Origin of the sequence: Pseudidiomarina atlantica (assembly GCF_000753735.1) — a bacterium.
Lineage (GTDB): Bacteria > Pseudomonadota > Gammaproteobacteria > Enterobacterales > Alteromonadaceae > Pseudidiomarina > Pseudidiomarina atlantica.
Window position 1 is genome coordinate 85,150 of sequence record NZ_JPIN01000009.1, and the last position, 12,401, is coordinate 97,550.

General features: G+C 50.9%; 10 protein-coding genes and 1 tRNA gene. 3 read left to right on the top strand and 8 right to left on the bottom strand.

Annotated elements, in window-relative coordinates:
- Positions 1-38: 38 nt before the first annotated feature.
- The 6 genes from fkpB to IDAT_RS09895 form a co-directional block, all read right to left on the bottom strand.
- Positions 39-476: an FKBP-type peptidyl-prolyl cis-trans isomerase gene (gene fkpB / locus IDAT_RS09870; RefSeq protein WP_034733314.1), complete on the bottom strand. Its 438-nt coding sequence runs from the start codon at positions 474-476 to the stop codon at positions 39-41.
- Positions 476-988, bottom strand: a complete 513-nt coding sequence (gene lspA, locus IDAT_RS09875; RefSeq protein ID WP_034733283.1) for a signal peptidase II — start codon at positions 986-988, stop codon at positions 476-478. The genes fkpB and lspA overlap by 1 nt, the downstream gene beginning before the upstream one ends.
- Positions 981-3,833, bottom strand: a complete 2,853-nt coding sequence (gene ileS, locus IDAT_RS09880) for an isoleucine--tRNA ligase (protein WP_034733284.1) — start codon at positions 3,831-3,833, stop codon at positions 981-983. Before ileS ends, lspA begins: the two co-directional genes overlap by 8 nt.
- Before the next feature lie 123 nt (positions 3,834-3,956).
- Entirely contained in the window at positions 3,957-4,886 is a 930-nt protein-coding gene (gene ribF, locus IDAT_RS13415) for a bifunctional riboflavin kinase/FAD synthetase (RefSeq protein ID WP_034733315.1), read from the bottom strand.
- 164 nt (positions 4,887-5,050) lie between these two features.
- Positions 5,051-6,592: a murein biosynthesis integral membrane protein MurJ gene (gene murJ, locus IDAT_RS09890; protein ID WP_034733285.1), complete on the bottom strand. Its 1,542-nt coding sequence runs from the start codon at positions 6,590-6,592 to the stop codon at positions 5,051-5,053.
- A 67-nt stretch (positions 6,593-6,659) separates the two neighbouring features.
- A complete protein-coding gene (locus IDAT_RS09895) occupies positions 6,660-7,025 on the bottom strand; it encodes a four helix bundle protein (RefSeq protein WP_034733316.1) in 366 nt (121 codons plus the stop codon).
- Positions 7,026-7,192: 167 nt separating this feature from the next.
- Between IDAT_RS09895 and rpsT the strand changes: the two genes are divergently transcribed.
- Positions 7,193-7,453: a 30S ribosomal protein S20 gene (rpsT, locus tag IDAT_RS09900; protein ID WP_034733286.1), complete on the top strand. Its 261-nt coding sequence runs from the start codon at positions 7,193-7,195 to the stop codon at positions 7,451-7,453.
- Positions 7,454-7,513: 60 nt separating this feature from the next.
- Positions 7,514-7,590: transfer RNA gene (locus IDAT_RS09905), tRNA-Arg, on the top strand.
- A 1-nt stretch (position 7,591) separates the two neighbouring features.
- On the opposite strand, the gene IDAT_RS13300 is transcribed toward IDAT_RS09905, so the two are convergent.
- Positions 7,592-9,040, bottom strand: coding sequence for a tetratricopeptide repeat-containing sulfotransferase family protein (locus IDAT_RS13300; RefSeq protein WP_034733287.1), 1,449 nt, complete (start codon positions 9,038-9,040; stop codon positions 7,592-7,594).
- Between the two features lie 144 nt (positions 9,041-9,184).
- On the opposite strand from IDAT_RS13300, the gene IDAT_RS09915 reads away from it, so the two are divergent.
- On the top strand, positions 9,185-10,810 hold the full coding sequence (locus IDAT_RS09915) for a tetratricopeptide repeat protein (protein WP_081909812.1): 1,626 nt from the start codon (positions 9,185-9,187) through the stop codon (positions 10,808-10,810).
- A gap of 2 nt (positions 10,811-10,812) precedes the next feature.
- On the opposite strand, the gene IDAT_RS09920 is transcribed toward IDAT_RS09915, so the two are convergent.
- Positions 10,813-12,387 (bottom strand): tetratricopeptide repeat-containing sulfotransferase family protein, encoded by a 1,575-nt coding sequence (locus tag IDAT_RS09920; protein WP_051986697.1) that lies wholly within the window; start codon positions 12,385-12,387, stop codon positions 10,813-10,815.
- Positions 12,388-12,401: the final 14 nt, after the last annotated feature.

The window sequence follows — 12,401 nt, forward strand, 5'->3', positions numbered from 1 at the left end:
CTAACGAATAACCATTAACGACTAACGCTTTTCGTCATTTAAGGGGTTACCTCGATGATTTCGACGGCGAAGCGAACCCGCTGCCCAGCTAACGGATGATTAAAATCAATCGTCACAAACTGTTCATTGATCGAACGCACAATGCCCGGTAATTCCGTGCCATCTGGCTGTGGGAACGTAAAAATTTGACCTTCCTCGGGGCGCCCCTCAGTGAACTTGGTCGTCTCTACTTGATAATAGTTGTCTTTGTTCGGCATGCCAAAAGCATCTTCGGGTGCCAACTCAAACTCCCGATTGTCACCAGCTTTGAGACCAATGAGACAAGCTTCAAAATTTTCCGTTAAAGAACCGTCACCGACGCGAAACTTTGCCGGTTTGCCTGACATTTTAGTGCTGTCGGCGACCGAGTCATCGGTCAGCTTAATAGTAAAATGCAGAATCACTTCCCGACCATGCTCGATAGGAAGACGACTGATCATGCGCGTTGCTCCTGACGTTGTTCAAAGAATGCTTCGAGTAACATAAGTACTGCGCCAACGGTAATTGCCATGTCGGCAACGTTAAACGCCGGCCAGTGCCAGTTGTTTACGTAAACGTCGATAAAATCGATGACATAACCGTGCCATAAACGGTCAATGACATTACCAACGGCACCCGCCAAGATCAGTGAAAAGGCCAGATTCTGGCGCCATAACCCCACTGGATTACGGCGCAACCACACCAGCAATATAATCGACACCGCGAAAGCCAGCAGAGTAAATAACCATCGTTGCCAACCACCTTGGTCACTTAAAAAACTGAACGCCGCCCCAAAATTCTGCACGTAGGTGAAATTCAAGTACGGCATAATGGCGATACTTTCGTAAAGCTCAAAAGCACCAACGACCCATTGTTTGGTGACTTGATCGATAATGATCAGGACCAGCGACAACCACAGAAACTGCAGTCCGCTGGTACGTTTTTGGCTTGCGGCTGTTGCGTTAGGCAAAATGACGTTCCTCACCTGCACCTTCAACGTTGGTTACACAACGCTGACATAAAGTTGGATGTTCGGCAATGGTACCGACCTCAGGGCGATGATGCCAACAGCGTTCACACTTACTGAAGCTGGTTTTCGCAACTTTTACCCACAAGCCACTAATTTCAGTCGCTTGGGCATCAGCAGGTGGTTTTTCCACGCTGTTCACGTCGACCGCTGAGGTCAACAACACAAAGCGTAGTTCCTCGCCTAACGAAGCGAGCTGCTGTGCCAAATCTGCTTGTGCATACAGTGTCACAGTTGCTTGTAATGAACCGCCGATCAAATCGTCGCGACGGGCTTGCTCAAGTGCGCGATTCACTTCGTCACGAACTTCCAGTAAACGCTGCCAGAACGCGTTGTCTTCGTCACTCACTGCGATACCATCAGCGCCGCGATACCAAGCTTCAGTAAATACATAGTCACTGCGTGCAGCGCCGTTGGTGTCTTGGGCTGGCAATGCAGTCCACACCTCTTGTGCAGTAAAGCTACAAATCGGTGCTAACCAACGCACCAACATTTCAGCAATGTGATACAGCGCAGTTTGGCACGAACGCTGTGCGACACTGTCTCGTTTCGCAGTGTACTGACGGTCTTTAATCACATCCAGATAGAAGCTACCCAGTTCGATTGAACAGAAGTGCATCAAGCGCTGCACCACGTTGTGGAACTGATAGTTGTCGTAGGCGTCGAGCAATTCGTCTTGCAGCGCCACCGCACGCGCCACAATCCAGCGGTCCATCGCCACCATTTGCTCCGCCGGTACGGCGTGCTGCGCTGGATCAAAGGCGTTGATGTTGGCTAACAAAAACCGCGCCGTGTTACGCAAGCGACGATAGCTGTCCGCCGCACGCTTCAAAATCTCGTCAGAAACCGTCATCTCTGCCGAATAATCGGTCGCCGCCACCCACAAACGCAGAATGTCACCACCGAGTTTGTTCATCACTTCTTGCGGCGCCACGACATTGCCGATCGATTTCGACATCTTGCGGCCCTGGCCATCAACAGTGAAGCCATGGGTAAGCACTTGCTTGTAAGGAGCTTGCTGATACATCGCAACACCCGTTAACAATGACGATTGGAACCAACCGCGATGTTGGTCTGAACCCTCAAGGTACAAGTCGGCAGGCCATTGTAGGCCTGGTGTTTTATTCAACACAGCTTCGTGGGTCACCCCAGAATCAAACCAAACATCAAGTGTATCCGTCACTTTGCGGTAATTTTTGGCTTCATCACCGAGCAGCTCTTCAGCATCGAGATCAAACCATGCTTGAATACCATCCTGCTCAACTCGTTGCGCGACCTGCTCCAATAGCTCCAAGGTGCGTGGATGCAGTTCGTCGGTATCACGATTAACAAACACTGCAATCGGGTTACCCCAGGTACGTTGCCGTGAAATACACCAATCTGGACGGCCATCAACCATACTTTCAATACGGCTTTGCCCCCACTCAGGCACCCAGCGTACTTGCTTGATTTGCTCGAGTGCATTGGCACGCAAGCCTTGCTTGTCCATGCTGATGAACCATTGCGGGGTCGCGCGGAAAATAATTGGCGTTTTATGACGCCAGCAGTGCGGATACGAATGCTGATAGGCTTCGTGATGCACCAAGCGTCCAGCTTCTTTTAGCGCCTCAACAATATTGTCATTGGCTTTCATCACGTGTTGGCCAGCAAACATCGGGGTGTCTTCTTTGTAGACCCCGTTGTCGCCCACTGGGTTATAAACCTCGATGCCGTAACGCTGCCCGACTAAAAAGTCATCGACACCATGGCCTGGCGCGGTATGTACGCAACCAGTACCCGACTCAGTGGTGACGTGCTCGCCCAAAATAAGTGGTACATCGATGTCACTAAACAGCGGATGACGCACTCGCATATTTTCCAACGCTGCACCTTTAGCGAAACCTAACTTGTGATAGTCATCGATGCCCCAACGCTCCATCGATGCCTTGACCAGCTCGTCGGCAATGATCAAACGCTGCGCCGGTTTACCGTCTTTTGCCTCGACTTGCACCAAAGCGTATTCCAACGCCGGATGCAGCGAGATCGCGCGGTTCGCCGGGATGGTCCACGGTGTCGTGGTCCAGATCACTACGCCGACTTCACCGCTGCCAGGATGCCCTTCAGGATGATCAAACGCCGCTACCACAGCAGCTTCGTCAACCGGCACAAAGCTCACATCAATCGCTGGTGAACGCTTGTCTTGGTATTCTACTTCCGCTTCAGCGAGCGCCGAGCCACAGTCCGTACACCAATGCACGGGCTTAAAGCCCTGTTGCATATGACCATTAGCAATGATTTTACCCAGCGCACGAATACTGTCTGCTTCCTGTTTAGGGTTCATGGTCAAATAGGGATTGTCCCAGTCACCAAACACGCCCAAGCGTTTAAAATCTTCGCGCTGCTGCTCAACTTGCGTGAGTGCATAGTCACGACAATGCTGACGAAACTCGGCAACCGAGAGCTTCTTGCCTGGCTTGCCATATTTCTTTTCAACTTGCAGCTCGATTGGCAAACCGTGACAGTCCCAACCCGGCACATAAGGCGCATCAAAATCGCTCAGCGTTTTCGCTTTAACGATAATGTCCTTAAGAATTTTATTCACCGCATGGCCAATGTGAATCTGACCATTCGCATACGGAGGGCCATCGTGCAAAATAAAAACCGGCTTGCCCGCTTTTGCCACGCGAATCTTGCCGTAGACGTCGTCGGCATACCACTGTTCAAGCATTTGCGGCTCGCGCTGTGCGAGGTTGCCACGCATCGGAAACTCAGTTTCCGGTAAATTCAGCGTGTGTTTGTAGTCGGTCATTATCTGGGTTCCTTTTTCGAGCTCATTGGAAACTCGGTTACTTATCTCTATTCAAACTATCTAAAAGCGTGATTCGTTATTGGTTATTCGTTAGGGGGAGGCGATAACGACCGCCCTTAACGATTAACGATTAACGACTAACGTCTTTGCTTTCTGCGCGTCCGCGACGATTTGCTGCTTAAGAGCTGCGAAATCTGCGAATTTTTGTTCCGCACGAATAAAATGCGTCGGCAGAACTTTCAGCTGCTGACCGTAAAGATCACCAGTGAAATCGAACAAGTGCACCTCAAGTTGCACCCGCTCACCATTTAACGTCGGTCTGCGCCCAATATTAGCAACACCCGCGTGCATTTTGCCATCATTGCTTTGCACCTGCACCGCAAAAACACCCTGCAGCGGCGACCGCAGCCGTTTTAACTGGATATTAGCCGTCGGAAAACCAATGGTGCGACCTTTCTTCTCACCGTGCACCACCCGTCCTTCAAAGCCAAACGGACGCCCAAGCATTGCCGCAGCTTGCGCAAAATCTCCCGCATCTAATGCCTCGCGAATCGCCGTACTGCTCACGCGTTGCTGCTGTTGTCGATAACTATGGGTATCAACCACTTCGAAGCCCAGCTCAGCTCCCGCACGCTGCAACATGGCAAAATCTCCTTCGCGACCATGACCGAAACGGAAGTCATCGCCGACCACCAAAAACTGCACGCCCAGCTGCTTCACCAATACTTCGTCGATGAATTTTCGTGCCGGCAAGTTAGCAAATTTACGATTGAATTCAATCACGATGTGACGGTCGACGCCCTGCGCACGCAAGGCTAAATGTTTCTCACGAAAATTAGTCAGTCGCGCCGGCGCGCTGTTCGGCTGAAACAGCTCTTGCGGTTGCGGCTCAAAAGTCATCACCGTTGCTGGCACACCGCGCGCCAAAGCTTGCGCTTTTACTTGTGCGAGTACCGCCTGATGCCCCAAATGGACACCATCAAAATTACCGATGGTCAGCACACAACCACGGTGCTGCGCGCGAATATTATGAATACCACGAATGAGTTGCATCAGAGCTTTGCGAGCCTGTTGAGTCAGTTGCTTAACAAAGCGGCGATTATAACAGGCTGGGCAAAGGCTCACCAGCCGCAGCACCCGTTATTCGTTATTCGTTATTCGTTAGGGTGAGGTTGTCGCGCGCTCCATTAACGAGTAAAGAATAACGAGTAACGAAGTTAGCGGAGTTTTACGCGGAGTAGGAGCAGCACCGCCAAATAACTCAACGCGCCGGCGCCAATCAACAAACTCAAACGCCAGACCCGCACCATAAAGTCTGCTGCGAGCCACCAGTCACGCGATGGCGCAAAATACATAATCAACGCAATCATCGCCAGCACCGCAGCCGTCACTTTAGTGAGATAGGTAAGTGTGCCTGGATACCGTTTGAGTACACCATCACGCCACAAGTTGTAACCTAGCAAGCCAGCATTGAGTGCTGCCGACATCGAGGTCGCAATAGCCAAACCGACATAGCCAAACGGAATCGCAAAAATGACGTTAAATAGCATGTTGCTAACCATCGCAATGATGCCGTATTTAACCGGACGCTTGGTGTCCTGTCGCGAATAGAAGCCGGTCGCTAGCACTTTGACAAGCATAAAGCTCAGTAAACCCGAGCCATAGGCATACAGGCTGTAAGAGGCAAAACGCGCATCCTCTGGGGTAAACTCACCGCGCATGAACAACACCATCAACATCGGCTCTGCCAACACTATCAAACCCGCCATCGCTGGCAAGCCCAACAGCACCACCTTACGAATGCCCCAATCCAGCGTCCGACTAAACTCTTCCGCGGATTTATCCACATGGCGCGACGACAGCGCCGGCAAAATTACCGTGGCAATGGCAATACCAAATAACCCCAGTGGAAATTCAAGTAAGCGATCGGAGTAATACAACCAACTAATCGACCCACTCATCAGAAACGACGCAATAAAGGTATCGAGCAGCAAATTGATCTGACTGACCGACACCCCGAACAACGCCGGAATCATTAAGGTGCGGATTTTTGTTACGCCAGGATCACGCCACCCCCACCGTGGCCGCACCAACAGCCCAGCGCGTTTCAGAAAGGGAATCTGGAACAAGAACTGCACCAAGCCACCGGCAAAGACGCCCCATGCTAGCGCATACTCAGGCTGCTCAAGTTGCGGCCCCAACCACAACGCAAAGCCAATAATCGCGACATTCAAAAACACTGGCGTAAACGCAGCTACCGCGAATTTACCCAACGTGTTGAGAATCGCGCCAGCTAATGCAGTAAAGGTAATAAACCATAAATAGGGAAAAGTAATACGCAGCAAATCCGATGCCAGCACAAACTTAGCGCCTTGCGGACCGTCGTTGTACCAGTCGACGAACCAACCCATACCAAACAGCGCTGCCACTACCGGCGAACCGATCACGCCAATCAAGGTGACAATGGTCACCAAAGTACCAAGTGTGCCCGACACCCGCGCCACCAGCAGTCTCGTATCTTCCAGCGGCTTACCCTGCTTGTACTCAGTGAGCACTGGCACAAACGCCTGCGCAAACGCGCCCTCTGCGAAGAGACGACGCAAAAAGTTTGGAATTTTATTAGCAAAAAAGAAAACGTCGGCGGCCGCGCCAGCCCCCATCAGGTTGGCGATCACGACGTCGCGCACGAGCCCGAGTACACGCGAGATCAGCGTCATGGCGCTGACAATGATTCCAGATTTAGCAAGTGATTTAGACAACGAGTACCCCGTTATTCGTTATTCGTTATTCGTTATTCGTTATTCGTTATTCGTTATTCGTTATTCGTTAATCGTTATTCGTTATTCGATAGTTTAGTGATCTTATCAGAGCATTTATAAGCTTAAGCACACGGGATATTAAATCATTTGCAAAGTCATCGATATAGCCAAGTCTCACAGCGATTATGAGCTGTGTCTCAAGTTCTGCTAAGGAACCTTTAGCTATGTGCATAAATCGCAAAAAATCTTTGAGAGAATGACGATTTGAACCTTCAGCAATATTACTGGGAATACTGACAGCACTTCGCCGAATCTGACTTGTTAAGCCGTATCTTTCATCACGTGGAAAATCTTTGGTCAACGCGTACACATAGACACACAACTCAATCCCTACTTCAATAGCAATCAACCGTTCAGCCACTTCAACCTCCATGTTATTGTTCGTGACCATACTAAGATACACCCTCCCCTAACGAATAACGAATAACGAATTACGAACAACGAATCGCGAATATCGCACTTGACTTTAAACTCGAAAACAGGCATATTCCCCGCCCTAATAAACCATTGCACACAGATAACGAATTTTAGGAGTTCACCTTGGCTAACATTAAGTCTGCGAAAAAGCGTGCGGTCCAAGCGGAAAAGAACCGTCGCCACAACGCGAGCCGTCGCTCAATGATGCGTACCTTGTTGAAGAAAACTATCGCTGCTATTGAAGCTGGCGACAAAGCAGCTGCGCAACAAGCGTTCGCAAGCTTGCAACCGACTCTTGATCGCTACGCGACCAAAGGTCTGATTGGCAAAAACAAGGCAGCTCGTCATAAGAGCCGTTTGAGCGCGAAAATCAACGCTCTGTAATTGCCCAAGGCGTAAGCATGTATTGAAAAAACCGGCTCATGGGCCGGTTTTTTTACGTCTGTCCCCGTAGCTCAGCTGGATAGAGCAGCCCCCTCCTAAGGGGCAGGTCGCAGGTTCGACTCCTGCCGGGGACGCCAGCTACTGCGCAGGACCTGGCCACTGCGGCAAAAATTCAGCGTAGTTTTTGTAGCGCTGAATTGAGCGTGTGTAAAGTGGCTGGCGAACTTGCCAGACGCTGGCGGTGCGCACGCTGTTGCGGCGTTGGTGAAAGTCCAAACAGGCGGCCTCCCATGGCAAATCGAGCCACTCGAGTAATGCGCGCAGCTGTTGTTCCGGCTGCTGTACTACCTGTTCATAATCAATCACGTAAATATCAGCACCAAATTCTAACTGCCAGTCTGACAGCAGCTGCTGCTGTTGCTCAATGAAAGCAAGGGTGTCACTGATACTGTTGGCGTAATTCATGCCCGCGCCCAGCCGCGTAAAATAAACCGACAATGCATTATCCAGCGGATGCCGTTGAGTGACGATAAACTTTGCCTGCGGTAGCGCTCGCTTGATCAATCCTAAACGCCATATATTATCTGGTCGCTTATCGGTGAAATAACGCTGCGCTGGCAGCCGTTCACTGACAAAGTTCCGGTAGTCGGCGGCTAATTGCCGGGCCAGCGTGTTGGTTGCGGTTTGACCTCGGTGCACAGGATCAAAGCGCGCAAAGAAATCGAGCTCTCCCCCAGTACTGACCTCAGAGTGAGCGCCGAGCATCTGCTCTAGCAAGGTTGAACCGGAGCGAAACATGCCGCAAATAAACACTGGGATGCCCTGCGCTCCGACCGAGTTATCGGCCGACTCTACCTCGAGCCATTGTTTCTGCGCCTGAGCAAATGTCTGTTGTTGCGCAGCTTGCCATGGGGACATTCGCTGCGCGTTAAGTGCATTTGCCTGCCGATAGTAGTTGAATGCGGCGGCATAGTCGGCGCAATCATCGTGCGCCTTGCCAAGCGCAAACAGCACATCGATGCGATCATCTTGTGCTACATCGGGTTGCGTTAGCAGCTGCTGCATGGCCTCGATCAGTGGGTCATTCGTAACACTAAACTTGGTGATATCGGCAAGGCGCGCAAAACCATAGCCGTGGCTTGGCTCAAGTTCGATAACCTTGCGGAAACAGGCTGCAGCCGCGCTGCGATCTCCTTGTTGCTCGTGACAGTTACCTAAATTGAGCAAGGCTGGCAGGTAATCTTGGCGTAGCACCAGCGCTTGACTGAAGGCAGCAGACGCAGCTTGATTGTCGAGCAATCCCTCGTTGTAAATCACGCCAATATTCAGCCAAACTTCCTCTGGGCTATCGATACCTAGTTGCAGCGCGTGCTGATAATGTTCAATCGCGAGCTGAAAGTCACCGGCATGGCGCAGATAAAAGGCACAGTTGTACCAAGCGCCGGCATGTTGCTTAAACTGGTGTAAGTTGGCTTGATAAAGATCAGCGGCATAACGACTGTGCCCTTGCCGCCAGGCTTGCTGTGCCGCTTGGTCGAGTTGCGCCAACTGCGAAAATTGCGGCAATGAATGAGGTTCAGACGTCATGAGTCGGCAGTAAATCCTATTGAGCGAATGTCGCAAGCCTAGCAAGTTTAATCCGTTGAGAAAACACTGTTGTGCAACGATAGCGTTGTCTGTTGGGTTGTTCTTGGTTAGTCTGTAATCATCATCTGCTGCAAAACTAGACGTATGACAACGATGCAACCGCAACAACGCTACCAACAAGCCATTCAAACCTTTCGTGCCGGACATCACGCGGAATCGGCGCAACATTGCCAACAACTGCTGCAGCTGCAGCCAAAGCACCCCGATGTGTTGCATCTACTGGGGCTGAATCTGCAAGCACTGCAACAGCCACAAGATGCAGCACGCATGTTTAAATTTGTGCTGCAACAGCAGGCTAATCACAAAGGCGCGCAAAAGTCGTTAATTGGCCTCTACAATCGTTTAGGCTTACAGGAAGACGCATTGCCCCTTGCGACACAGTTGGTCAAGCAGCACAGCAATGACCCTGAAGCGGTTTTTTTGCAGGCGCAAACCCTACGTGATCTCGGTCATTTTAGCCAAGCGCTACAGCTTATCGAGCCCCTGCGCCAACAATTACCACAGGCTTGGCCGTTATTAGATTATTTGTATGCTGGTGTGCTGCATGATCTTGACCGTTATGCCGATGCCGAACAGGTGTTGTTGGCCTTGCTGGCCGCTCAACCTGAGTACATTGATGCCCATACCACCTTGAACAAGTTGTACTGGGAGCAGGGTCCACAAGAAAAATTTATGGATTCTATTCGCACGGCGCTTACGCAATTACCGCAGTCACGTGCATTGCATTATTGTTATGCGGTGCATTTTCTTATCGCCGAACGCTACGACGACTGCCGTGCCGCGGTCGAGCATGCCTTAACCTTGTTCCCGTCTGCAGCTGAGTTTGTGCACCTGCTTGGTTCAACCTTCGCCCGCGAAGGTGCCAACGACCAAGCAATGCAGCAATACCTGCGCGCGCTTGACCTGCAACCGAATAGTGACCGCTATCAGCTCGATGTGGCGAATCTACTTATCAAAGCAGGTGATTACCAGCGGGCGCTGACGCATCTCGACAAGGCCGAGCAGCTTGCGCCTGATAACCAAGAAATGTGGGCTTACAAAGGCTTGTGCTATCGCTTGTTGAATGATCCGCGCTCGCAATGGCTCGATGACTACGACGGTTTTGTGCAAGCGTTGCCGATTGATGTACCGCCAGAGTATCCGAGCCGCGAGACATTTATTGATGCGGTCGTGGCGGCCCTCGACGGATTGCATAAAAGCGCCCAACAGCCGCTCGATCAAAGTGTCCGTAATGGCACCCAGACTGTCGGCTATCTGTTTCAACAGCAGCACCCTGCCATACAGCAGTACAAGCAGATGTTGGAGCGGGCGACTCAGCGCTACTTAAAGAGTCTACCCAAGGATGCGAAACACCCGTTCTTGCGACGCAAACAGCAACAATTCCGCTTTACCGGGGCATGGTCGGTCAAACTCAAGGAAAGCGGCTTTCACACCAATCACGTTCATCCCAAGGGCTGGTTATCGTGTTGTAGCTACTTAAAAGTGCCGAGCAATGTGCAACCCGACGATCCGCAGCGCCAAGGCTGGATAAAGTTTGGTGAAACTTCGATGCAACTCGGCGAACGCGAACACATCGCCAAAGCGGTCTGTCCCCAAGCCGGTTATGTGGTGTTCTTTCCAAGTTATTTTTGGCACGGCACCGTGCCGTTTGCAGGAGATGAGGTGCGGATGACCTTACCGGTCGATATTGCTCCGCACCTTATTGGCTAGCTTTACTTGGTGCTCAAAATACGCTGCATGGTGCGCAATTGCTCAGCATAGTGCTGTGCCTTACCCACCGATGCGGCATTCACCGGCTGCCGCACTTGTGACGCACTAGCAGTTGTTGAGGCATTGTCTTGCGCGTGGAAGTTCAACACCTCGTCTTGCCATTTTAAGCCACAATGCTGCAGCAGCGTCCGCGCTTGCGCCTCGGTGTCCGTCACCAAGGTCTCATAACGCAAGGTTAGCATTGCATCGCCACAGGTTTGTTCCCACAGCGCCATTACCTCACGGTATTTATTGAAGTAATTGGCAAGCTCTTTTTGGTCATACGAAAAACTGTAGACCTGATTGAACAAGGTCTTGTAAATCGCATAACACGCATCGAGTGGCTCACGTGATAAGTGCACAATTTTCGCATGCGGCAACGCTTTCTTGATAAAGCCTACATACAGATAATTGAATGGCAGTTTATCGACCACGAAAGCTTTCCCTTGCGCGAGTTCGCTCGCTTGCTGCAAATAGCGTTCACCCAATGCCGCAAAATCGACTTGCTCCAATGCTTGATCGCGAGTCACAGAGCCTTTACCGGCCAGTTCAAGCTCATTAATGGCGGAATTCAACAACCATGGAAAGTCTTGAAATTCGCCCAAGCTGGTAACATCTGAGTGAGTCGCTAACATACGTTCGACCAGCGTTGTGCCCGTACGTGGCATACCGACGACAAATATTGGCGTGATGGCATGCTGTTGCTTGACTTTGCCACCGCTAAAGTCAAATGTTGAGGCACTTGCAATCAGTTTATCAATGGCTGCTAGTTCACTTTGCTCTTCATACTTGATCAGCGCGCGTTGCGCTTTATTGGCTTTTTCGAGCGCTTTGAAGCTTGCTTCATACTGGCCTAAATCTTCATATTCTTTGGCCAGCGCGAACCAAATAGGCGCAGCAAACTTGTCAGCTTGTTTTAGCCGCTCTTCAAGCTCGGCAATATGGTTCTTCTTTTCAGTCTGCTTGCGTAATTGTGAGCGCACATGGTACGCACGGGCAGCCTTTCCTTGGGTTGCTTCAATGACCCAATCAAGATTTTTTTCTGCTGCACTCATTTTGTTGGTGAAAAATTGATTCAGCGCTTGATCAAAGCGCGCTTCAACATGTTCAGGGTGCGCTTTGACAATACGGTTCAACAACGTCAATGCCTGCTTGGGCATATCAAGCTGCTGATAAATACGCGCTAACTCATGGGTAAAACCGGGTCCCACATTGATAGTCTTATCGGCGTATTTGAGCAGTTCAATGGCAGCTGCACGTTGGCGAGAAGCCACTAAAGCATTTAATTTATCGAGAATAAACACCGGTTGATCGGGCAATTCATTGAGAGCGCGGTTGATATAACCCAGCGCCTCACGCGGATAGCCGATTTGCATCGCCAATTGGAACGCACGGTGTAACACTGGAACGGCGCTCACATCGTCACCCGCGGCCGCGCGGATCATCTGCTTCGCTTCTTCTAATTGACCTTGTCGAGCAAGTGTTTGAACCGCGTTAGCAACTTGCGGTAAAGGATCCTTCGGAGTATTCAACTGCATTTTTAACCTACTTC

What these genes read in the sequence shown, in the direction of transcription:
- IDAT_RS09915 (WP_081909812.1), top strand. Translation starts at nt 9,185, where the DNA reads ATGACAACGATGCAACCGCAACAACGCTACCAACAAGCCATTCAAACC.
- IDAT_RS09920 (WP_051986697.1), bottom strand. Translation starts at nt 12,387, where the DNA reads ATGCAGTTGAATACTCCGAAGGATCCTTTACCGCAAGTTGCTAACGCG.
- ileS (WP_034733284.1), bottom strand. Translation starts at nt 3,833, where the DNA reads ATGACCGACTACAAACACACGCTGAATTTACCGGAAACTGAGTTTCCG.
- ribF (WP_034733315.1), bottom strand. Translation starts at nt 4,886, where the DNA reads ATGCAACTCATTCGTGGTATTCATAATATTCGCGCGCAGCACCGTGGT.
- IDAT_RS09895 (WP_034733316.1), bottom strand. Translation starts at nt 7,025, where the DNA reads ATGGAGGTTGAAGTGGCTGAACGGTTGATTGCTATTGAAGTAGGGATT.
- IDAT_RS13300 (WP_034733287.1), bottom strand. Translation starts at nt 9,040, where the DNA reads ATGACGTCTGAACCTCATTCATTGCCGCAATTTTCGCAGTTGGCGCAA.